25 protein-coding genes and 1 tRNA gene are annotated in these 21,918 nt (G+C 64.4%); 11 read left to right on the plus strand and 15 right to left on the minus strand.

Going from position 1 to position 21,918, the window contains the following annotated elements:
• Positions 1–77: 77 nt before the first annotated feature.
• Both E2481_RS00995 and E2481_RS01000 read left to right on the plus strand, forming a co-directional pair.
• Positions 78–1,232: a thiolase family protein gene (locus E2481_RS00995; protein WP_136715256.1), complete on the plus strand. Its 1,155-nt coding sequence runs from the start codon at positions 78–80 to the stop codon at positions 1,230–1,232.
• 2 nt (positions 1,233–1,234) lie between these two features.
• Entirely contained in the window at positions 1,235–1,621 is a 387-nt protein-coding gene (locus tag E2481_RS01000) for a Zn-ribbon domain-containing OB-fold protein (protein WP_136715257.1), read from the plus strand.
• A 152-nt stretch (positions 1,622–1,773) separates the two neighbouring features.
• Here E2481_RS01000 and E2481_RS01005 read toward each other — a convergent pair whose 3' ends face one another.
• From E2481_RS01005 to E2481_RS01020, 4 genes are all read right to left on the minus strand, one after another.
• Positions 1,774–2,238: an HTH domain-containing protein gene (locus E2481_RS01005; protein WP_136715258.1), complete on the minus strand. Its 465-nt coding sequence runs from the start codon at positions 2,236–2,238 to the stop codon at positions 1,774–1,776.
• A 131-nt stretch (positions 2,239–2,369) separates the two neighbouring features.
• Positions 2,370–2,855: an HTH domain-containing protein gene (locus tag E2481_RS01010; RefSeq protein ID WP_136715259.1), complete on the minus strand. Its 486-nt coding sequence runs from the start codon at positions 2,853–2,855 to the stop codon at positions 2,370–2,372.
• A 71-nt stretch (positions 2,856–2,926) separates the two neighbouring features.
• Positions 2,927–3,427 carry an HTH domain-containing protein gene (locus E2481_RS01015; protein WP_136715260.1) on the minus strand — a complete coding sequence of 167 codons (501 nt, stop codon included), beginning with the start codon at positions 3,425–3,427 and terminating at the stop codon, positions 2,927–2,929.
• An 88-nt stretch (positions 3,428–3,515) separates the two neighbouring features.
• On the minus strand, positions 3,516–4,073 hold the full coding sequence (locus tag E2481_RS01020) for a DUF7547 family protein (RefSeq protein WP_136715261.1): 558 nt from the start codon (positions 4,071–4,073) through the stop codon (positions 3,516–3,518).
• Between the two features lie 148 nt (positions 4,074–4,221).
• On the opposite strand from E2481_RS01020, the gene E2481_RS01025 reads away from it, so the two are divergent.
• Positions 4,222–4,401 carry a hypothetical protein gene (locus E2481_RS01025; protein ID WP_136715262.1) on the plus strand — a complete coding sequence of 60 codons (180 nt, stop codon included), beginning with the start codon at positions 4,222–4,224 and terminating at the stop codon, positions 4,399–4,401.
• An 87-nt stretch (positions 4,402–4,488) separates the two neighbouring features.
• On the opposite strand, the gene dpsA is transcribed toward E2481_RS01025, so the two are convergent.
• Together dpsA and E2481_RS01035 are read right to left on the minus strand one after the other, a co-directional pair.
• On the minus strand, positions 4,489–5,022 hold the full coding sequence (gene dpsA, locus E2481_RS01030; protein WP_136715263.1) for a DNA starvation/stationary phase protection protein DpsA: 534 nt from the start codon (positions 5,020–5,022) through the stop codon (positions 4,489–4,491).
• A gap of 127 nt (positions 5,023–5,149) precedes the next feature.
• Positions 5,150–5,527, minus strand: coding sequence for a hypothetical protein (locus E2481_RS01035; protein WP_136715264.1), 378 nt, complete (start codon positions 5,525–5,527; stop codon positions 5,150–5,152).
• Positions 5,528–5,641: 114 nt separating this feature from the next.
• On the opposite strand from E2481_RS01035, the gene E2481_RS01040 reads away from it, so the two are divergent.
• The 4 genes from E2481_RS01040 (at position 5,642) to E2481_RS01055 (ending at position 10,040) form a co-directional block, all read left to right on the plus strand.
• Positions 5,642–6,118, plus strand: coding sequence for a YbaK/EbsC family protein (locus E2481_RS01040; RefSeq protein WP_136715265.1), 477 nt, complete (start codon positions 5,642–5,644; stop codon positions 6,116–6,118).
• Positions 6,119–6,168: 50 nt separating this feature from the next.
• Positions 6,169–6,771: a protein sorting system archaetidylserine decarboxylase gene (locus E2481_RS01045; RefSeq protein WP_136715266.1), complete on the plus strand. Its 603-nt coding sequence runs from the start codon at positions 6,169–6,171 to the stop codon at positions 6,769–6,771.
• Positions 6,772–6,867: 96 nt separating this feature from the next.
• Positions 6,868–8,976: an acetate--CoA ligase alpha subunit gene (gene acs / locus E2481_RS01050; protein WP_136715267.1), complete on the plus strand. Its 2,109-nt coding sequence runs from the start codon at positions 6,868–6,870 to the stop codon at positions 8,974–8,976.
• Positions 8,973–10,040, plus strand: a complete 1,068-nt coding sequence (locus tag E2481_RS01055) for a phosphotransacetylase family protein (protein WP_136715268.1) — start codon at positions 8,973–8,975, stop codon at positions 10,038–10,040. Before acs ends, E2481_RS01055 begins: the two co-directional genes overlap by 4 nt.
• A gap of 309 nt (positions 10,041–10,349) precedes the next feature.
• Here the strand turns inward: E2481_RS01055 and bioD are convergent, their stop codons facing one another.
• The 7 genes from bioD to E2481_RS01090 form a co-directional block, all read right to left on the minus strand.
• Positions 10,350–11,027, minus strand: coding sequence for a dethiobiotin synthase (bioD, locus tag E2481_RS01060; RefSeq protein WP_136715269.1), 678 nt, complete (start codon positions 11,025–11,027; stop codon positions 10,350–10,352).
• Positions 11,024–12,265, minus strand: coding sequence for an aminotransferase class I/II-fold pyridoxal phosphate-dependent enzyme (locus E2481_RS01065; protein WP_136715270.1), 1,242 nt, complete (start codon positions 12,263–12,265; stop codon positions 11,024–11,026). Before E2481_RS01065 ends, bioD begins: the two co-directional genes overlap by 4 nt.
• A gap of 6 nt (positions 12,266–12,271) precedes the next feature.
• Positions 12,272–13,384, minus strand: a complete 1,113-nt coding sequence (locus E2481_RS01070; protein WP_136715271.1) for a transcriptional regulator — start codon at positions 13,382–13,384, stop codon at positions 12,272–12,274.
• Between the two features lie 85 nt (positions 13,385–13,469).
• On the minus strand, positions 13,470–14,594 hold the full coding sequence (bioB, locus tag E2481_RS01075; RefSeq protein ID WP_136715272.1) for a biotin synthase BioB: 1,125 nt from the start codon (positions 14,592–14,594) through the stop codon (positions 13,470–13,472).
• A 38-nt stretch (positions 14,595–14,632) separates the two neighbouring features.
• Complete coding sequence (trxA, locus tag E2481_RS01080; RefSeq protein WP_136715273.1) at positions 14,633–15,037, minus strand: thioredoxin; 405 nt, start codon at positions 15,035–15,037, stop codon at positions 14,633–14,635.
• Between the two features lie 159 nt (positions 15,038–15,196).
• Positions 15,197–15,484, minus strand: a complete 288-nt coding sequence (locus E2481_RS01085; RefSeq protein WP_136715274.1) for a HalOD1 output domain-containing protein — start codon at positions 15,482–15,484, stop codon at positions 15,197–15,199.
• A 96-nt stretch (positions 15,485–15,580) separates the two neighbouring features.
• A complete protein-coding gene (locus E2481_RS01090) occupies positions 15,581–16,558 on the minus strand; it encodes a DUF2804 domain-containing protein (RefSeq protein ID WP_136715275.1) in 978 nt (325 codons plus the stop codon).
• Positions 16,559–16,663: 105 nt separating this feature from the next.
• Between E2481_RS01090 and E2481_RS01095 the strand changes: the two genes are divergently transcribed.
• The 3 genes from E2481_RS01095 to E2481_RS01105 all read left to right on the plus strand — a co-directional run bounded on the left by E2481_RS01095 (position 16,664) and on the right by E2481_RS01105 (position 19,783).
• Positions 16,664–17,170, plus strand: a complete 507-nt coding sequence (locus E2481_RS01095; protein ID WP_136715276.1) for an LUD domain-containing protein — start codon at positions 16,664–16,666, stop codon at positions 17,168–17,170.
• Positions 17,167–19,374, plus strand: coding sequence for an LUD domain-containing protein (locus E2481_RS01100; protein WP_136715277.1), 2,208 nt, complete (start codon positions 17,167–17,169; stop codon positions 19,372–19,374). Before E2481_RS01095 ends, E2481_RS01100 begins: the two co-directional genes overlap by 4 nt.
• Positions 19,375–19,486: 112 nt before the next feature.
• A complete protein-coding gene (locus E2481_RS01105) occupies positions 19,487–19,783 on the plus strand; it encodes a PRC-barrel domain-containing protein (RefSeq protein ID WP_136715278.1) in 297 nt (98 codons plus the stop codon).
• Positions 19,784–19,797: 14 nt separating this feature from the next.
• Here the strand turns inward: E2481_RS01105 and E2481_RS01110 are convergent, their stop codons facing one another.
• Complete coding sequence (locus E2481_RS01110; RefSeq protein WP_136715279.1) at positions 19,798–21,255, minus strand: DHH family phosphoesterase; 1,458 nt, start codon at positions 21,253–21,255, stop codon at positions 19,798–19,800.
• Positions 21,256–21,413: 158 nt separating this feature from the next.
• On the opposite strand from E2481_RS01110, the gene E2481_RS01115 reads away from it, so the two are divergent.
• Positions 21,414–21,487: transfer RNA gene (locus E2481_RS01115), tRNA-Lys, on the plus strand.
• Positions 21,488–21,669: 182 nt separating this feature from the next.
• On the opposite strand, the gene E2481_RS01120 is transcribed toward E2481_RS01115, so the two are convergent.
• The gene (locus tag E2481_RS01120) at positions 21,670–21,864 is read right to left on the minus strand and encodes a hypothetical protein (protein ID WP_136715280.1); all 195 of its coding nucleotides are present in this window, start codon (positions 21,862–21,864) and stop codon (positions 21,670–21,672) included.
• Positions 21,865–21,918 lie beyond the last annotated feature (54 nt).

Here is a 21,918-nt window from a genome sequence, read left to right on the forward strand (position 1 = left end):
TTCTCGAACTGTCACCGGGGGCAGGACTGTCGCGAGAGCCAGATTTACGGTACCACCCGTTGCATTTTCAGGGGATCATGGACAGGGACGTTGCCATCATCGGGGGCTCGATGACGAAGTTCGGCCAGCGGGACGCCTGGATACGCGAGTTGCTGGCCCAGGCGGGCGAGGAGTGCCTGGCCGACGCGAGCGTCGCCCCGAGTGACGTAGAGCACGTGTACGTATCGAACATGGCCAGCGGCGAGTTCGAGGGCCAGACTGGCGTCATGAACGCGGTCGCCCACGACCTCGGGCTGATGCCCGCCTACTCACAGCGCATCGATCAGACGAGTTCCAGCGGTGGGGCGGGCATCTACGCCGCCTGTCAGTCCATCGCCTCCGGTGCCAGTGACATGACCTTACTCGTCGGCGGCGAGAAAATGACCCACAAGGGAACCGGCGGAGCCACCGACATCATCGCCTCGATCACCCATCCCGCCGAGTACAAGCAGGGTGTGACGCTCCCTTCCTTCGCCGGGATGACCGCCCGCCACTACCTCGAACGGTTCGACGCGCCCCGCGAGAGCCTCGCGAAGGTCGCGGTCAAGAACCACAGGAACGGCGTGGACAACCCCAAGGCCCAGTTCCAGAAAGAAATCGACGTGGAGACGGCACTGGAGAGTCCCGTCATCGCTGACCCGCTCCGGCTCTACGACTTCTGTCCCATCACTGACGGGAGTTCGGCGCTCATGTTCTGTTCCGAGGAGGTGGCCAGAGAGTACACCGACGAGTACGTCGTGGTCTCAGGGGTCGGGGGTGCGACCGACACCCACGTCGTCCACGAGCGAGAGGACCCGACGACGATGGGCGGTGTCGTCGAAAGTGGCCAGACGGCCTACGAGCGGGCCGGACTCGGCCCCGACGACATCGACGTGGCCGAACTGCACGACATGTTCACCATTCTGGAGTTCCTCCAGATGGAGGGCCTGGACTTCGCTGAGAAGGGCGAAGCCTGGCAAGCAGTCGAGGACGGCCGAACCGAGAAGGACGGCGAACTCCCCATCAACACCTCGGGCGGACTCAAATCGAAGGGGCACCCGCTGGGAGCCAGCGGCGTCGCCCAGGGCTACGAGATCTACGAACAGCTCATGGGTGAGGCAGGGCCGAGACAGGTCGAGGCCGATACCGGACTGGCCTGTAACGTGGGTGGATTCGGAAACTGCGTGATTACTACGATCATGGAGGCGCGATAACGATGGCATTCGAGGCATACCGCTGTCGGAACGGACACGTCACGTACCCGGGACACACGCTCTGTCCCGAATGCGGCGCAAAACAGGACGAGACCGTCGATCTGACCGACGAGACCGCCGAAATCGTCACCTGGACGGAGAGCACGGCCACGCCACCGGGCGTCCGCGAGCCCAACACGCTGGCTATCGTCGAGTTCGACGTGGATGGGGAATCGGTCAGGGCGCTCGGACAGATCGGATCGACGGACGACGACGAATCGTTCGACGTCGAGACCGGTGACGAAGTCGAACCGGTTTACGTCGAGGAACTCCGCGAACCGGGCGTCGGTCTGAAGCCTGTCGATGCCGATCAGGAGTGGGACGGGTATCGGTTCCAGCCTGTCCAGTGAGACAGTCCGTCGTCGAGCAACAGGCTGGAAGCGAAGATTCCGACCGACGCAGTGAGGGGCGACGGCGCGAACCAGTCGGTCGGAACCGAAGATTCCGGCCTGTCCAGTGAGGGTTATCAGACGTGACCCGGTTGACGCAGACCCACAGCGACTCAGGGCGTCGGAGGGGACCTGCGACCGGCCGCCGTCGTCGACTCGTCGGTTTCCAGCATGGCGATCCCGTCGCAGATCGTCACTGATCGCCCGTGCCGGGCGTGCGGGAAGACCGAACGCAGTTCCTCGTCTTCGTAGACCGCCAGGCACATCACCGGAAAGACGGTCGCAGTGAATCGGCTGTCCGTGTAGAGGCTGTGACAGTCGTGACGGTCGAAGGCGGGCCGCATCGACACGCCGTGAGCTCGCGCCCACCCCTCAAACCCCTCGTAGGCGGCCAGTGCCGGCACGGTTTCGGGCGTTCCCATCGTGACCCGTGTCGGCCAGTTCTCGACGACGAGTTCGTCGACGTGGCCAGCCGATTCGAGGGCCCGGAGTCGACCGAGCGTCTTCTCTTGTTCCACACGTGCAGCAGCTGGCACCGAGTCCCGCAGGTAAAGTGTCGCCTGTGTCTCGGGAGTCATGCCGTGCAGAATGGTCGCCGGAGAGCTTAGCTGTTTGGGAACTTGTCACACACCTTGCCGATCGGCGGCTGTCGAGAGCTGTTCGTTGGACCGAAGGTGAACGGGACGGTCCCGTCGGGACCTGTCCCGACTTATTCCACGGGGACGGCAGGCAGGTCATCGTCGGCGGGTCCCGGAACCGGTTCGTCCGTCTCGAGGTCATCGAGGCCGTCGAAGACGGTGTAATAGGTCCCGTCGTCGGTGTGGGGGTAGACGGCCTGCAATTCTCCAGCCTCGTAGACGGCGATCGCCATCACCGGCAGGACGAGCGCGGTGTATCTGGCTCCGGTGGTCCAGTCGTAACACGCTCGCGTCGCGAACGCCGGATGCAGCCGAACGTCGTTCTCGCGGGCCCACTGGCTGAACGCGTTGAACGCCCGTTGGGCGCGCTCGTCGGTCGGGCCCTGGCCATCGACGGCCACTTTTCGAGGCCATTCGTACACGTCCACCGTATCGACGGTCGGTCCCGCTGCAAGCTCGCGGACCGCCTCCCGGAATGCCGCCTGGCAGCGACCGGCCAGACCCCGTGTTTCGTCCCTGAGGTACACCGCCAGTCGTCGCTTGGTTGTTGTCGTCATGGAGGGATCACAGGTGAACCTTCATCATTGTTCAGTAAAAATCGCACTGCGGTTCTCACGAACCGAGAACGTCAGTTCGTGGTTTCGAGCGTCCCCTTTTCGACCGCTTCGGGGTCGGTTTTCCCACCAGGGGCGCGCTGCCGGGCGGATTCGATCGAGCGGAGGCAGTCCATCACGGACCGCGACCCGTCGTTCGTAGTGTGTGGGTAGACGGACTGCAGCGTCTCGTCGCGATACACCGCCAGACAGAGGACCGGCAGGACCAGGCATTCCCCCTTCGCCCCGGAGTCCATCGAGTAACAGGTTCGCGTATCGAAAAAGGGAGCCAGATCGACCCCGACGTCCTCGGCCCACTCCGAGAACTGCTCGTAGCGCCTCCGCTCGCGGGATTCGGCGTCGAGTGGCACTTTCTTCGTCCAGTTGTGGATCTCAACGTGAGAGATATGTCCCGCAGTAGCCAGTTCCTCGAGTTGCGTCGCGACCTGATCGCGGCGTTTCCCCGCAACGTTCGATAGCGACGTCCGGGCGTACAGTTCGACCCGTGTCCCCGACCGTGTCCCGTCTCCAGACATTTCGTTCTACAATCGAACGACGGAATTAATAAAACGTGCTATGTTACAATAGGTTGACATCGTTACGCACGGTAGTTGTACAGACCGATCATTCGTCACCGTCGTCGTCGATGTCCTGTTTGATCGAGTGGAGTTCGGCGTCGACGTCGACCGGCACCTCGCGCGTGGCGTCGCCATCGGGAGCGGCGCTTCCGGTATCGGCGCTCGTCGCCGCCAGTTGGTCGTCGATCTCTTCGCGGAGCGACCGCGCCTCGTCGAGGACTTCGCGCGCTTCGTCGTCCGGTGGTCGGCCCTCCATGGCCTCCTGTACGTCCGCGAGGACGGTATCGAGTCGATCGAGCGTGGTCTGGCTCAACGCGACCGCTCGCTCACGAACGGCGTGGTCTGACGACGCTCCCCCCCGATCGCTTCGGTCGTCGGCCAGCCGAATGGCACGCTGGAGCAGCCTGAGCGCCCGAACGTTCGTCTCCAGCAGCAGGATCAACCCAGGTATCGCGACTTCGTCCGTGAACCGAAGCAAGTCCCTCGGTGTCGGTGGTCGCGGCCCCCTGGGGCCCGAATCGAGTTCGTGCTGTAACTCACGCAACGACCGAGCGAGGTCGGCGGCGAGTCGAGCGAGGTCAGCGTTCCCGTCCCTGTCGCTCATAGGCGGCCTACGCCTCGTCCAGTGAAAAAGGGTGTGTCCCCGATGTTGAACGTGGGACTGCGAAGTCGGTCCATGTTCACGACCCGCCGTTCTCAAATGATTAGGTAGACCAAAACCCTTTTAGATTTAGGCCCACCTAACTCAGGTAATGCCAGCACGGGATCGGCTCTCCGCAGACGAACGGGATCAGTCGGACGACGCACCCACCGAACACCTCGAACTACCGGTGACGAGCCACCGAACCACGCCCGACCGATGTGTCTTTACCGAGTCGGGCAACACGGACGCCTGGATTTCGACCGATACGACCGTCGACCTCGAACGGTAATTTCGGCGCCCCTATCTTTTCGCCGTCGCCAGAAGCGGATGCGACAGCGCTGTCTCGAACGTGGAAAAAGACGACCGTCGGGTTAGTCTACCAGTTCTTCAGCGAGTCTTCGCCGAGGAAGTGCTCGATGGTGTGGGCGAACTCTTCTAATTCGAGCAGTTGCTGGCGGAGCATCTCGGCGGACGCGTGGTCGCCGAGGTTCTCGGCGAGTTCGATGTGGTCCCGTACCGTCTCGATGATGTCGCCGTACATCTCCATGTCGTTGCTCATCGAGGTGCGGATGTCGTAGATGTCGTCGTCCTCGGCCTCGACGGGCGCGTGTTCTTCGAGGTTGGACATCTTGGCGATGGGGACGCCACCGAGCGCCTGGACGCGTTCGGCGAGTTCGTCCGCCGCTTCCTCGGCTTCCTCGGCGGCCTCGCCCAGGAACAGGTGGAGGTCGCGGTACTCCGGCCCCTCGACGTTCCAGTGGTGTTTGCGAAGCTGGTGGTACAGCACGTACGTCGCTGCGAGGTCCGTGTTCAGCGCGTCGATGACCTGTTCCGCTTTGTCCTCGGCGAGGCGAAGCCCGTTTTCCTCGACGGTACCGGCCTCTCTTAGGACGTTCTTCTGGGTACTCATTACACCCAGACGTTGGAGCGGACGCCCCTTAAAAATTGCCATCGAGAAATTATTTTTTGGAACCCTAAAATTTGATTTGCGCTAGCCGAGGATACTATCAGATCGATGAATTGAGGACGGTGTCGGTTCAGTCCCTGGCGAGGATCATCGGTAGCGCATTGTCGTCCGGTGTGCCGTCGGTGTCCCGGCGGGTCTGTTCCGAGTGGAGGTAGAGGAGTGCATCGAGTTCGGGTTCGGTGAGATCCAGGGCGTCCGCGAACTCATCCCAGACGTGGGGGCGCAGTCGGAGGTAGTACGTCGATTCCGTTCGCCGGAGGACGGGTTGTTCGTGGAACTGGCTGCGCCACTCGTAGACGATGTCCTCGACGCCCGGGTTGTCGCGAACCTGGCGTTGGTGGGCTACGACGAGTTCGCGGAGTCTCTCGGGTGTCACGTCGTTCTCGTCGGCGACGACGTCCAGGAGGTCGCCGTCGAACGGTGCCAGCAGGGCGTCGGACTCGCTCATGGCAGTCAGTTCACGGCCATCGACAAAAGCCTCGCGCCGAACGGCGAGCGACCGGTCGGGGCCGGGCGACCAGGTCGGGAAACTATTTGGGCTGCCGGCGGGTCACGGAATCGTATGCACGAGCGAGTAGCCGAGTTCAGGACGCGCGCGAGCGACGAGTTCGGGTTCGAGGTCGACGTCCACGAGTTCCCGGACGGGACCAAGACGGCCGAAGACGCCGCCGAGGCCGTCGGCTGTGACGTGGCCCAGATCGCCAGCGCCATCGCGCTCTCGGCAGGCGACCAGTTGATCGTCGTGCTCACGAGCGGCGCGAACCGGGTCAGCACGGCCAAAATCGCCACAGAGCGCGACATCGGAGATGGCGACGTCGAGATGGCCGACGCCGACGAGATCAAAGCCACGCTGGGCTGGAGTATCGGCGGCGTCCCGCCGTTCTGCCACGACGCCGACGTCCCCGTCTACATGGACGAGACGCTCCTCGACCACGAGACCGTCTGGGCGGCGGCCGGCACGCCCCAGTCAGTCTTTCCGATCGATCCGGACCGACTCCGGGAGTACGCTGGAGCGACGCCGCTCGACGTGGCCGAGTGACGGCCCCGTGAGCCGATAGGTTTGTCCCGTCTCGGCCGCTGGGACCGGGTATGTTGCCGCGACTCGCCCGGGGAACCGGCCGATACACCGTGCCGCTTGCAGTTCTCGGGCTGCCCGCCCTCCTGTTCTCGCCGCTTTCCGGCCTGCTCGTCGCTCTCGCGATGGTCGTCGTCGTCGTCTTCCACCGCGATCCCGACCGCACGGTCCCCGAAACCGGGGTGGTCGCGCCGGCCGACGGCCGCGTCTCGGTCATCCGCCAGGATGGCGACCAGGTCCGGGTGGGGATATTCATGAACCTCGACGACGTCCACGTCAACCGCGCGCCGATGGACGGAACCGTCCAGTCCGTCACGCACACGCCGGGCGGACACTGGCCAGCGTTCTCGAAGGAATCGGACCGAAACGAGCGGGTCCACGTGGCCTTCGAGGAGTACACCGTCGTACTCATCGCGGGTGCGGTCGCCCGGCGTATCCACCCCTACCTCGAATCCGGGCAATCGGTCGAGCGCGGCGACCGGATCGGACACATCTCCTTTTCCAGTCGGGTCGATGTGCTCCTCCCCGCGGAAGTCGACCGGACAGACCTGCTCGTGGAAAAAGGCGACACCGTCTCGGCGGGCGAATCTCGACTAGTGGCGACGGAACCGAACTGACCGGGTGGGGTCGTTTCGACGGGGAGGTGTCGGCTCCGAGTACCAGCTTGTATCCCGAACTATATCCCGGCGCGGAGCGAACTCCCGGATGACACGATGGGCGAGTTATCTACGATGTTCGCACCCGATCGGGTCGCGGTCATCGGTGCGACGGAGCGTGAGGGATCTGTCGGGCGAGCCATCACGTCGAACCTCGCGACCGATTTCGAGGGCGAGGTGGTTCCCGTCAACCCCACCGCCGAGACGGTATTGGGTTTCGAGTGTTACGCGGAGGTCGGGGCGGTCCCCGGCGACATCGACGTGGCTGTGGTCGTCGTCCCCGGCGACATCGCGGTCGAGGCCGTCGCGGACTGCGGCGAGACCGGCATCGAGAACGTCGTCGTCATCACGGCCGGGTTCAGCGAAGCGGGCAGCGAGGGAGCCAGCCGCGAGCGCCGACTACGCGACGTCGCCGCGGAGTACGATCTGAACGTCGTTGGCCCGAACAGTCTGGGCATCATGAGCACTGGCGTCAACATGAACGCCACCTTCGGCCCCGAGAACGCCCAGCCCGGGTCGATTTCGTTTATGAGTCAGTCCGGTGCGTTCATCACGGCCGTCCTGGACTGGGCCAACGACCGCGACGTCGGATTCCAGGACGTGGTTTCGCTCGGAAACAAGGCGGTACTCGACGAGGGCGACTTCATCGCCGAGTGGGGTGACGACCCCGATACGGACGTGATCCTGGCGTATCTGGAGGGGATCGAGGACGGGAGCCGATTCATCAGGACCGCCCGGGAGGTTACACAGGACACCCCGATCGTGATGGTCAAGTCCGGCCGCACAGAGGCCGGCGCGTCGGCTGCCGCTTCACACACCGGAACGATGGCCGGGAGCGAGCGCGCCTACGAGGCCGGTCTCGAACAGGCCGGGGCCATCCGCGTGGACAACGTTCAGGAACTGTTCGACTTCGCCGGGATTCTGGAGGGCCAACCGCTTCCCGACGGCGATTCGGTCGCCATCGTCACCAACGCCGGCGGGCCTGGCGTGATGACGACCGATGCCATCGGCGACTCGGACCTCTCGCTCGCCTCCTTTACCGACAACACGCTGAGCGCGCTCTCGGACGCACTGCCCGACGGAGCCAACATCTACAATCCCATCGACGTCATCGGCGACGCCGACGTGGACCGGTTCGCCGAGGCCATCGACGTGACCTTGGCCGACCCGAACGTCGGCGCGGCCATCGTGATGGCCTGTCCGACGGCGACGCTGTCCTTCGAGGCCCTCGCCGAGGTCACGGTCGAGTTACAGGCGGAACACGGGAAACCGGTCGCCGCGTCGCTGATGGGCGGCGACTCCACCAGGGACGCACAGGCAACGCTCAGCGAACACGGGATTCCGACGTACTTCGACCCGGCGCGGGCGGTCAGGAGTCTCGACGCGCTTCGGAACTACCGGGAGATACAGGCGCGAACGTACGCGGAGCCGACCGAGTTCGACGTGGATCGCGAACGCGCTCGCGAGGTCCTCGACGACGCCAAACGCCGCAACACCACGCGACTCGGCGTCGAGGCGATGGACCTGCTCGAAGCCTACGGGATTCCGATTCCGGACGGGGAGATCGTCGACGGCCCCGGCGACGCGGAGACGGCCGCCGAACGGGTCGCCGGCGACGGCGAGGGCGTCGTGATGAAGATCGTCAGTCCGGACATCCTCCACAAGTCCGACATCGGCGGCGTCGAGATCGGCGTCCCGGTTTCGGAGGTCGCAGACACCTACGAGGACCTCGTGACCCGTGCGCGCAACTACCAGTCCGACGCGACGATTCTCGGGGTCCAGATACAGGAGACGCTCGACCTGGACGACGCGACCGAGACCATCGTCGGGATGAACCGCGACCCGCAGTTCGGTCCGCTCCTCCTTTTCGGCCTCGGTGGCATCTTCGTCGAGGTCCTGGAGGACACGACGGTCCGGGTCGCACCGGTCAGCGAACCCGAAGCGAGGGAGATGGTCGACGACATCGAGTCCGCGCCGTTGCTGCGGGGGGCACGCGGTCGCGAACCGGTCGACGAGGCCGGCGTCGTCGAGACCATCCAGCGCCTCTCACAGCTCGTGACGGACTTCCCCGCGATACTCGAACTGGACATCAACCCGCTCGTCGCGACGCCCGACGGCGTCTCGGCGGTCGACGTGCGGCTCACCATCGATCAGGAGCAACTATGAATCCGATACTCGTCAGTACGACCGAACGAAGCACAGGCAAGACGGCCGTGGCGCTCGCATTGGCCCAGCGACTCCTCGACGATGGGGAGGCCGTCGGCTACATGAAGCCGCGAGGGACGCGCCTCCAGAGCGCCGTCGGCAAGACGCTCGACAAGGACCCGATGCTCGCCCGCGACCTGCTCGATCTGGACGCGGAGATGCACGAGATGGAACCCATCGTCTACTCGGAGACGTTCGTTCAGGAGGCGATCAGGGGACGGGAAGACCCCGACGCGCTCCGGGAGCGACTCGAAGAGAGCTACGAATCCATTGCCGAAGGAAAAGACGCCGTCGTCGTCGAGGGCGCGGACGACTACACGACGGGCGGTATCGTGAACTTGACCGATCCGGACGTGGCGGAGCTGTTCGACGCGTCGGTCCTGCTGCTGGCCAACTACGAGGACCCGAGCGACGTGGACGAAGTGCTCGCGGCGGCCGATGCTTTCGGTGACCGGCTGGGCGGCGTCCTGTTCAACGCCGTCTCCGACGACGACTTCGACGAGTTGACCGAGGACGTCGTCCCGTTCCTCGAAGAGCGGGGAATCACAGTCTTCGGTGCGCTCCCGTCGGTCAAGGAGCTCTCCGGCGTCACAGTGGCGGAACTGGCAAACAGTCTCGGGGCCGACGTGCTCACCTCGGAGGCACCGACCGACGGGTTCGTCGAGCGGTTCGTCGTCGGTGCGATGGGGAGTGACGCAGCGCTGCGGGCGTTCCGACGCACCCGCGAGGCCGCCGTCATCACCGGAGGCGACCGCTCGGACATCCAGACCGCAGCGCTCGAAGCGCCAGGAGTCAGGTGTCTCCTGCTCACTGGCGGCTTCCGCCCGACCGGTGCGATCATCGGGAACGCCGAGGACGCCGGGAAACCTGTCCTGTTGGTACAGGGCGACACCCGAACCGCGATCGACCGGGCCGAATCGATCATCAGTTCCGGTCGAACGAGAGACGCCTCGACCGTCGACCGAATGGGTGAACTACTCGGAGACAGCGCGGACGTACAGGCAATGCTTGCACTCGGCAAGTAACTGTCACTTCGGTTATCGACCCTGAAAACGGCCTGTCGTACAGCAGTCGATACTCCGCAATCTAGAGGTCCGATAGCGCATAATTCGTCGTGAACCGCCACTGTCCTTTGGTTATCAATCACTGTAATATCCTCTTAACCGGGCGTTTCAGCTGCTAATATCGACACAAGCACTTATTTGGAGTCGGTCCAAAACGTATGATGGAGCCATCTGGCTCCGTAGTGTCACACACCGGGGGCGAAGCCCCCGGGGTTTCCCTTTGACTGTCTGCCGCGTTTCGACACGTCACGAACACACGCCAGCGATGTCTCAGGTTCCGAAGACGATATCGCGAGGGAGTCGCTCGCGGACGCCACTGACGACATCCGCCGGGTCCGATAACTGAATCGGGGAGAGCGTCGCGACGGACTCGTCCGTCATCTCCGAGAGCACCTCGGGGTTCGTTCGCTCGGCGAGGGTCGCCCCCTCGTATTCGTTCAGAACGATTCCACGGACCGGGACGTTTCGGCGTTCGAGTGCTTCGACCGTCAGTGCAGTGTGGTTCAGCGTTCCGAGGCCAGATCGTGAAACCACGACCGTCGGCAGGGATAAGTCGGCCACCAGATCGATCACTTCCCTCCCATCGGCGAGCGGGACACGCAGGCCGCCGATCCCCTCGACCACGCCGACCTCGCTGTCGGCGAGCGCTGACTCACACCCTGTCAGGAGTTCGTCGTAACACAGCGATTCCTCGGCCACGTCGGCAGCGACTGCCGGGGCGAGCGCCGGTTCGAGTCGTCTGAGACAGGTCGCGGCAGCGTCCGTGCCACAGGCCTCGGCGACGAACTCGGCGTCGTCATCCGGTGGATAGCCGGTCTGACACGGCTTGATCGCTCGGGCGTCGTGGCCCTCGTCGCGAAGCCAGCCGACTAATCCGGCGGTGACGACCGTCTTCCCGACGCCCGTTCCGGTCCCGACCACCGCGAAATCCGCCGGCGCGTCGGTCATAGGAGTCCGAGGTCCTCCCCCGCCGCTCGGAACGCGTCGAGACAGCGGTCGATGTCCTCGTCGGTGTGAGTGGCCATCGGTGCGACGCGAATCCGACTCGTTCCCTCGGGTACTGTCGGGGGCCGAATCGCTGGTGCGACGATTCCGTGATCGCGCAGGCGGTCGTCGAGCGCCACCGCGTCGCTCCGGTCGCCGACGACGACCGGGAGGATTTGGGTTTCACCCCACACGTCGTAGCCCATGTCTTCGAGACCGTCACGAAGCCGGTCGACGGTGGCCCAGAGCTGGTCCCGGCGGCCGCTCTCGCGGGCGACCCGAAGGGCTTCACGGGCTGCGGCGGCGGCGGGCGGGGCCAACCCCGTCGAGAACACGAACGAACGGGCCGCGTTCAGGAGGTGTTCGATCAGGGGGTCGCTCCCGGCCACATAGCCGCCCTGACTGGCCAGTGCCTTCGAGAGGGTCCCCATCTGGACGTGAACCCGATCGGAAAGTCCCTCACGCTGGACGATACCGCCACCGTCGTCGTACAGGCCAGTCGCGTGGGCCTCGTCGACCATCAGCCACGCGCCGAACTCCTCGACGACGTCACAGATGGCGGTCAGTGGTGCCACGTCCCCGTCCATGCTGAACACCGAATCAGTGAGGACGAGCCAGGATTCGTCCCCGACGGGCGCTGCCGCCCGTGCTTCCATCTGCGCCCGCAGGTCCTCTGGGTCGCAGTGATCGTAGACGACGGTCTCGGCTCCGGCCTGTCGGCACCCGTCGATGATGCTGGCGTGGTTCAGTTCATCGGAGAAGACGACATCGGGAGCCAGTGCGGCGATCGTCCCGACGTTGGCCGCATACCCCGACGAGAAGGCGAGGGCGCGCTCGGTATGCTTCGTCTCGGCTAACTCGCGTTCCAACGCGCGGTGGGGCGGGGTGTCGCCGGTGACGAGTCGGCTGGCACCCGCACCGGTGCCCACTTCCCTCGCGGCCTCGGCTGCAGCGGCCTGAACCCGTTCGTGATCGGCCAGTCCAAGGTAGTTGTTGGCCGCGAAGATCGACAGTTCCTCGCCCTCGAACGTCGGCGGTTCGGCCTTCGGGTCCGGGGCCATGCGACTCCTGGCCGCGACGCGCTCGACGGGCGCGATGTCGCGATGGAGACCGCGTGCCTCCCGATCCTGGAGACGTTCAGCCGGGTCGAAACCGTGATCGCTTCGCTCCCTGCCGGCCGCTCGGCGTTGCTGTTCTGACATCCCCGTTCAGAACCCGGGCATCAGATCGGCCGGGCCGAACACGCCGTACTCGCCGGCGCGATTTCGACGGACGCCCGCCTTCAGATACCCCAGTGCCGGGCCGTTGACGTTCGCCTCCATACTGGTGTCGTCGTCCAGCTGGAAGGTGTTGGTCCCCGTCTCGCCGTCGAAGGTCGTCCCGGTGACCCGGACCGTCGTGGTCGTCGGTTTCTCGTCGGAGGTCACGTCGAGGACGCCACCGACGGTCACGTCCTCGGCGTCGCAGATGCCGGCCCGCTCCAGCAACACGTCGTCTGCGTGTTCCATGTCCTCGAACTCGATGACACCGTCATGGTCGTCGATGACGGCCTCGATCTCGTCGTCGCTCATCTCCCGTGCGTCCTCGATGCTGTACCCGTCGAGATGGGCGATGTCCTCACGGACAGTCCCCCGATTGTCCTCGTACCCGGATTTGAGCCCGACGCCCCACCAGATGTCGACCGATTCGACCTCGACGAACGACTGGGCGGCGATGGCCGCGGCCCCAGTCAGGAGTCCCGGCGTGGCACCGGCACCACACACGAAGGAAATTCCGGATTCCTCGAAGGTCTCGGCGCGTTCGTCGAGCATTTCGATGACGCGTGAGCGCTTGAGCACGTCCACGAGGACGCCCTCGTAGTCGGCGTCGGCGAACCGGTCGGCCACGCGCGGGATGAAGTCGTGCTCGAAGTTCGGCAGTGCGATCAGGACGGCGTCGATAGCATCGCTCACCTCGATGACGTCCTCGATGGGCGTCTCGGTCGGGTCAGCCTGCACCGAGGCCGCGACGCCCTTGTCTTGCCCGGACTGCTTGACGCCGCCGTCGGCAGTGCTGCCAGCAGCGGTTGCGCCACCATCGCTCGCGATGTTTCCCTCCGTCGCCGCGAGCAGTTCGTCCACGTCCAGTCCACCATCGGACGCGCTCTGCGCGCCCGACGAGCCACTGGAATCGCGACGCGATTCCAGGACGCCGTGATCGACGGCGACGCCGTGGCGGTCACAGGCCGCGACCGGCGTGAGATGGTCCTTGTTCTGTGAGACTTCCAGCGTTCGTCGACCGATGCCACCAGTTCCGAGTACCGCGAAATTGATTTCGTCCATGTATGTCCTGTTTGTCGTTTCGCTCGCTCACGGCGTCCTCGACGCCGCTCGCCTTTCGGAGATTCTCGCATCCGCTCGAATCTCCCTAATCGTCCAGCTCTGCGTTGCTAGTCGCCGTTCCTGCCGCAGTCTCTACGGTTCCGTCGTCGGAGCTCCCATCGCCGCGGGCCTTGACGGCCTCCGCGTCGAACTCGTTTGCGTCCATGTTCGGCTCCATCCCGGCTTGCTCCATCACCTCGATGTCGTCGCCCGGTGACTGACCACCCGTCGTCAGGTAGTCGCCGGTCAGGATGCCGTCCGCACCCGCCTCGAAGGGCAAGTGCTGTTCGTCTTTGTCGAGGTTTACCTCGCGCCCACCGGTCAATCGAACTCGGGCCTCCGGGTGGAGCAGCCGGTAGACTGCGATGGTCTCGATGATTTCCTCGGTGGAGATATCGGCCGAGTCCCCCAGTTTCTCGCCGAGGTCTGTCCCGGCGACCGGGTTCAGGATGTTGACGGGAAGCGAGGAAACGCCGATGTCCTGTAAGGCGATGGCCGCGTCCACGCGGTCGGTCGGCGACTCGCCCATCCCGAGGATGACGCCGGCACAGAGGTCCATCCCGACGTCCTTTGCGAGTTCCAGCGTCTCCACCCTGTCCTCGAAGGTGTGGGTGTCGACGATTTCGGGGAAAAAGTCCGGCGAGGTCTCGATGTTGTGATTGTAGTGATTGATGCCTTCGTCGGCGAGAATCTCGGCTTCCTCTCGCGTGAGGATGCCGAGGCTGGCGTCGACTTCCACGTCGGTCTCGTCCCGAACGAGTCGGATGGCTCGGAGGACTTCCGCCCACTCGTCGGGGCGGTTTTCCTTCGAGACGCCCTTCTCGGCGACGACGATGCCGAACCGCTGGGCACCGTCGCGCTCGGCGCGCTGGGCCGCTTCGAGGATCTCTTCGGGGTCGAGGAAGCCGTAGGTCTCGATCCCCGTGTCGAAGTGGACCGACTGCGCGCAGAAGCCACAGTCCTCGGCGCAGTTGCCCGCTTTCGCGTTCACGATCGAGCAGGCGTCGACCGTGTCGTCGCCCAACTGTGAGCGCACGTAGTCGGCGGCCGCTGCGAGCTCGTCGACCGGCTGTGCGAGCAGTGCGAGCCCGTCCCGTCGGTCGAGACGCTCGCCCGCCAGCACTCGCTCGACGGCGTCGTCTATCGTTGGAATGCCCGTCTCGTAAACCACACCGAGCTAGTCAGTTGACGATGGCAAAAAGGTTCGGGTCAGGCGTACTGCGTCACGAGGTTTTCGAGCGTTCCTTTGTCCTGAACGCCGACCAGTTCCTTCTTCATCTCGCCGTCGTGGAACAGTTCAAGCGTGGGGACGCCTTGCACGTTGTGCTGACGCGCCAGTCCCTGCAAGGCGTCGATGTCGACCTTCGCGACTGTCGCGTCGGTCTCGGCAGCGATCGCTTCGACCGTCGGTTCGAGCATCTTGCACGGACCACACCAGTCCGCGTAGAAGTCGACCAGGACTGTGCCGCTGGAAGTTACCTCCTGGAAGTGGTCGCTGTCCTCGACGTGAATGGGTTCGTCCGAACCGGCCGAGCCGCCGATTTCGTTCTTCAGTTCCTCTTTTTTCTGCTCACGGATCGCATCGATGTCCTCCGAATCGCTTGCGTCACTCATACCCGCTATTACGTACTGATCCCGTATAATCACGTTGGTGGTGTGTCCGTTCGATGCACGAGCGTGTGGGTTCGGGAACGCAGTAGCTGCGGTCGTGAATCCGGGTCCGTCGACCACCAGGTACCGCTTCCGTCTCGTCCCCCTCTCTCCCGATCGAAATCAGTCCTGATCGACGTCGACTTCGCCGGCGTCGGTCACCGTCACCTCGTGGTCGTCCACCTCGAAGGTGAGCGATCGCTCGTCGCCCTCGAAGACCTCCACGAGGTCCGCGAGGTCGACGTACTCCTCCAGCGACGCGAAATCGTCCGGGTCGGCATCGACCGCCGAAGCGACCTCTTCCATGACGACATCGCTTGCAGGTTGTGGACTAACCCACGCCTCCTCGTCGTCCGTCTCGGCGTCGTCGTCGGGACGTAGGATGTACAGTTCCCCGTCTTCTGCGCTCATGTTCCCCTATAGACACGGCATACTTATAATAACCAATCAGTACTTTCAGGATCTGAAATAACACGAGCGACGGTCAACTGTCGGTTCGAAGCCTCACTACCACTTCGCGTGGTGGGTTTCTGCCACGCCGACAAGTTCGACGCGGTGGTCACCGACGGTCCCGCGCCAGGTACCGAGCGGCTGGGCGTACCGCGAGACGACGAGTCCGAGGTTCGTGTCCTCGGATCTGACTCCCTCCGGATCGAGACGAACGTCGACGACGCCGTCGTCAGTTTCGACGGTCCACGTCGAGGCCGGATTGCGGCTGTCGAACGTGAACGACGCGCCGTCGACGGCACGGCGCTCGTCACCGATCCAGACGGCGTTTTCCAGACCGGAGTTGAAGCCGTCGATCAGATTGAAGCCGATTGGAGTCCCGTCGGCAGTCGTCCCGGTGGCGATGGCCCACCGCCAGCGGGTATCGCGCGCGAGGAGACCGTGTGAGAAATCGAGCATCCCGTCCGCGCCGTCGAAGGTGTGCGAGCGTCCGCGCCAGTCGACCGATCCACTTGCGGAGAGACAGGTCGACTTCTGCGTGACGTTGACGCCCGGATGCCGGCCTTCGTCGACCGGGCAGATCGCTGTGACCGGTCCCGGCCCATCGTGTGTGAGCGAGAGGTCGAGGGTAACGGGTCCGAACTGCCCGGCGACGGAAAAGCCGCTGTCACGCTCGGTCGCGCCGAGGGTCACGTCGCGGAAGTCCGCGCCGATGCGCGGGCGTTCGCCGGGTCGGTCCGCTCGTCGAACGGTCGTCGGCGGCAGGAGACGGGATTCGTCGGCGACGAGACGCCCTCGCGTTCGGTCCAGGACCCACACGAAGGCGGTGTTCGCGAGGCCGGCGTCGACGACTGCACCACCGACGGCGAGGTCGTCGTCGACCGCACAGAACCACTGCCAGCCTTTCTCCTGAACGTATCTGCGGAGCCTGTTGACAGGAAGCGACGAGAGCGATGTCGTCTCACAGGCACCTGCAAACGTGCCGAAATCCGCCCGCCCGTCGACGACTGGCCGCATCGGAGCCTGCGGAAGTGTCATTAACCACTCATCGAAACACCCCGCCCTCAATCTTACGGAAACTGATAATTCGCTAACTCTCGTCGGCGAAAGGGATTAGGTGGTTGGCCCGTGTCACCGACGTACATGAGTTCGGAAACACTCGCCACCTTCGAATCGTCGCTTCAAGGGGTGGCGACGGTCCACACGACCGACGCCGAGTCGTTCACCGAGACGCTCGGCGAGGCCATCGAGGAACCAGCGGTCGGGACGGCGCTTCCCCACGAGGGCGTCTCGCTCGCCGACACGTCGGTGGTACTCGACCCGTCACCGTCGGACATCGAAACCGCTGCGACCGGCGTGACACCCGCCGGACTGGGGATCGCAGACTACGGAACGGTGACGCTTCCGTCGGGCGCTGCGGGCGAGGAACTGGTCAGTCTGTACGCGCCCCGACACGTCGCGGTCGTCGCGGCGAGCGACGTGGTCATGGACATGCCGGCGGCCTACGAGCGCATGGGCGAGGAGTTCGCCGCCGGGACGGACACGCAGGTACTCGCGACCGGGCCGAGCGCGACCGCCGACATGGGGACGCTGGTCGAGGGCGTCCACGGGCCGAGCGAGACCCACGTCCTGATCCTGGAGGACCGATGAGTTCCCGCCGCGACCGCGCCGACGAACTCCGGCACCTGATGGAGACCGAGGGCGAGGCCGTCGGCCAGAACACCCGAACCGTCAACCAGCTCACGAACTACGCGCTCCAGCGGTTCGACGACTACGAGGAACTCCGAACGGCCGCACGGGGTATCAAGGAACGAGCCATCGCTGACCTTCCGGACCTCATCGACCGCGTGGACGAGGCCGTCGAGGCGAACGGCGGCCAGGTCCACGTCGCCCAATCGGCCGCCGACGCGAACCGCATCGCCGAGCGTATCATGGCCGATCAGGACGCCGAGAAACTCGTCAAGAGCAAGTCGATGACGACCGAGGAGATCGACGTCAACGACCACCTCGAATCGGCCGGGTACGAGGTGGTCGAAACGGACCTCGGGGAGTTCGTCGTCCAACTCGCCGACGAGTCGCCTTCGCATCTCATCGGCCCAGCGATGCACAAATCGGCCGACGAGATCGCGGCGCTGTTCAACAGCGAACTCGACCCGGACGAGGAACTGTCCGGCGATCCGATCGAACTGACCGCGTTCGCACGCGAGCGCGTCGGCGAACACATCCGCGAGGCCGACGTGGGCATGACGGGCGCGAACTTCGTCGTCGCAGAGTCGGGAACGCTCATGCTGGTGACCAACGAGGGCAACGCGCGGAAGACGGCCGTGACGCCGGACACGCATATCGCCGTCGCGGGCGTCGAGAAACTCGTCCCGAGTCTGGCAGACCTCCAGCCCTTCACGGAACTCATCGCCCGTACCGGAACGGGCCAGGATATCACATCCTACGTTTCACTGCTGACGCCGCCCGTCGACACGCCGATTCCCGATTTCGAGACCGACGAGTTCCGGGACGCCGACGAGCGGTCCTTCCACCTGATTCTGCTGGACAACGGCCGGATGACGATGCGGGAAGACGAGGACCTGCGCGAGACGCTCTACTGCATCCGCTGTGGGGCCTGTAACAACTCGTGTGCGAACTTCCAGACCGTCGGCGGCCACGGCTTCGGCGGCGAGACCTACACCGGCGGAATCGGTACCGGCTGGGAGGCCGGCGTTCACGGCCTCGACAGCGCGAGCGACATGAACGACCTCTGTACCGGCTGCTCGCGGTGTGAACCGAAGTGTCCGACGAAGATAGACATCCCGTGGATCAACACAGTCGTTCGCGAGCGGTTGAACCACCAGGGAGCGGACGGAGAGGACGACCTCGATTTCCTCGTCGAGGGGTTGACGCCGGACGAGGAACCCACCGGAACGGACCTGCAGAAGCGCTTTTTCGGGAACATCGAGACGGTTGCGAAACTGGGGAGTCTGGCACCCGGCCTGGCGAACGCGGTCGCCAGTTCGCGGCCGGGAAACTGGCTGTTGGAACGGGTCGCCGGCGTGGACTCGCGTCGTGACCTGCCGACACTCGCCGACGAGACGCTGCGGGAGTGGTACGGCTCGCGCGGGGCGCAGGTCAGCCAGCCTGACCGAGATGTCGTGTTGTACCCCGACCTCTACACGGATTACTTCGATCCCGACCGGGGGAAAGCCGCCGTGCGGGCGCTGGAGGCGCTGGGCTGTCGCGTTCACGTTCCTCCCGTTCCGGAGAGCGGGCGGGCACCGCTCTCCCAGGGGATGATCGAGACGGCCCGCGAGCAGGCCGAACGCGTTCACGGCGCACTCGTCACGCACATCGACCAGGGACGCGACGTCGTCGTCGTCGAACCGAGCGACCTGGCGATGTTCCGCTCGGATTACGAGCATCTCCTCCCCGAACGATCCTTCGAGCGTGTGGCCGACCACAGCTACGACGTCATGGAGTACGTGTACGGACTGCTGGAGAACGGGTCCGAGGCCGACGCGCTCCAGTCACCGGAGGGCGACGAGGAAATCGCGTACCACAGCCACTGTCAACAACGGACGCTGGGACTGGCGGATTACACCACGTCTGTGCTCGATGAGCTGGGGTACGACGTGCGAACCTCGTCCGTCGAGTGCTGTGGGATGGCTGGCAGTTTCGGCTACAAGCGCGAGTACTACGAGATGAGCGTCGAGGTCGGCGAGCAACTCGCCGACGACCTTGGCGAGGTCGACGACGGCGAGCGATTGATCGCGAGCGGAACGTCCTGCCAGGAGCAACTCGATACGTTGTACGAACGGCAGGTCCCACATCCGGTCGAACTGCTCGCACCGGGGTCAGGTCGCTGAAACGATAGTCCGGCCGCAAACGGCCGTATACGAGGGGTGAGCGTGTTTCTTTCGACCGACGCGCGTCAGACATCAGCCAAAAGTTAAGACCTAGGACGTGTACCGGAACTGTATGGACGCGCCAACGCAGGAGATAACTGCCCTCGTGGGTCGGGAAGTGTACTCGAACAACGGTGTCTTCGTCGGCGAGGTAGAGGACGTTCGTCTGGACCTCGATGACGTGAAAGTGACCGGACTGGCACTCCACCAGGTCAACGGTGACCTGTTCGGCGAGAAGGTTCGCGGGACGCGCGGCGTCATCGTTCCCTACGACTGGGTCCAGGCCGTCGGCGACGTGGTACTCGTCAGCGACATCGTCGAGCGCATCCGGACCCCCGAAGACGAAGAAGAGAGCGAAGTCGCGGTCTGATACGTTTCGGTTCTCTAACTGCCGTTACTGCTGCCGCCGTCGCTTCCCTCGACGCCCATCGCCTCGAAGAGTTTCGTCTTGACTGCCTGCTCGGTCAGTTCCAGCAGCGTGTCCCGGTTGTCCTCGTTCGTCTCGATACCCGTGAAGATGCCGAGCGGGATCTCCGCGCTGGCGTCTGTCGAGTGGCCTGCCGTGTCCCCGATGTCGTCGAACGCGTCTTCGAGGACGGCCCCGATGTCCATCCGGATGTCCTTCGAGCGCGCGGCGAGATAGATCGTATCGTCGGCGAGTGCGAACACCGCCGTCGTCGTGATTCCTTCGAGGTTCAGGAGGTGCTGTGCAGCTTGCGAGAGGGCGTCGCGGTCGCGGATGAAGCCGGCGTTCGAGATGAGATGCGAGCCTTTGACCTCGCGGTTACGGATGGCTTCGGCGAGTACGTCGAGGGTCTCGGGCGACATCGACGGGGACTCGACCTGTTCGAGCGTGTCGTGGTCGGCGAACGGATACAGATACGCGGCCGCCGTCAGGTCGGCGGGCGTCGTGTCGCGTTTGAAATCCAGTGTCTCGGCGCGGATGCCGTAGAGGAGCGCCGTCGCGACGTTCTGGTCGACGTTCAGGTCGAGTTCCTGGATATACTTCGTGAGGATCGTCGAGGTGGCGGAGACGTTCGGGCGCACGTCCATGAACGTCGCGTCGTAGGCGTGCTCCGGCTCGAAGTGATCGATGATGACGTCGATGTCCTGGTCGATTTGCGGCTCGCCGCCCTTGGCGTGGTCGACGAGTGCGAACGTGTCGTACTCCGTGAGGTCGGCTTCACCGCCGGAGATGAGTTCGATGCCCAGCAGGTTGACGAACGCACGGTTTTCCTGATGCCCGATCTCGCCCTGATAGACGATGTCGGCGTCGATGTCCCTGCTCTCGGCGATGAGTCGGAGTGCGGCGGCGCTGGCGATCGAGTCCGGGTCGGGACTGCGGTGGATGAGAATCGCCATCCGTTTGTCCGTGTCGTCGATGACGTCGGCCAGTTGCGTGGCCTTGTATTCGAGTTCGCCGGTCTCCAGGGCTCTGAGCGCGGAGTCGGCGATGACGGTCGAGGGATTGATGACCACGTCGGTACCGGCCTCGGTGAGTTCGTCGGCGGAGACCGGATCGTCCGCGCGGGCGATGATGAACTGTTCGCCGCCGTTCTCCCTGACGTTGGTGACGGCGGCCATGTTGGCCTCGACGTCCGAGGAGAGGATCAGGAGGACGTCGCGGTCCTCGACCTCGTCGGTGAGCGACGGATCGCGGATGTCCGCGGCGCGAGCGTCGAGGTCCTGGTCGCGGAGGGCTTCGACCCGGCCTTCGTCCATGTCGAGGATGAGTACGTCCTTGTCCTCGGATTCGAGCTCTTCGGCGACAGCGTGGCCCACACTCCCACAGCCGAGAATCGCATACGTAGACATCGAGGCCATCGTGATGCCACTGCTCATGATACAGACCGCTCGGGCCGGGAGCCACTTATAACACACACCTTCTCTCACCAGCGAAGCGCGGGTTGATAAGGGAGTTACGCACGGGCGCCACCGCGGGACCGCTGGACCACGAAAGGAAACGTATTTGAACCACACCCCGCTACGAAGAAACGCCAGGGCCGATAGCTCAGTCTGGCAGAGCGACGGCCTCTTAAGCCGTCGGTCAAGGGTTCAAATCCCTTTCGGCCCGTTTTACTCTGGCGCTCACACTTCGTGAGCGCCTGCTGTACGCTGCCGAAGGGTTTGAACGAGGCGAGTCGCAGCGCGACCGGAGGGAGCGATCGTCTCGGCGTGGTTCAAATCCCGTTCGGCCCGTATTCCTGGCGACGACCAAACCGTGAGTCACAACCGCGACTAAAACAAGCGGTTGAGTCAGTAGAGTCCTGGGTCGTCTCGTCGGGAAGTGGTCCGGGAGATCTGGTAGAGGAGACTACAGAGCAACAGGCTTCCGGCGACGGCCACCAGCAGGCCGAGTGAGGGGCTGACGAGGTGGTACAGCAGGGTCGCTGCGGCGAAGTCGACGGCCGTGAGCAGGAGGGCGTGGAGCGAGTGCGGGGCTGGGGACATCTCAGTTTAGCGATGCGGGTCGGTATCAGTTAAGCCGTCTCAAATATCAAAGAC

The sequence above is a fragment of the Halorientalis salina genome (genome assembly GCF_005049285.1).
GTDB classification, from domain to species: Archaea; Halobacteriota; Halobacteria; order Halobacteriales; family Haloarculaceae; genus Halorientalis; species Halorientalis salina.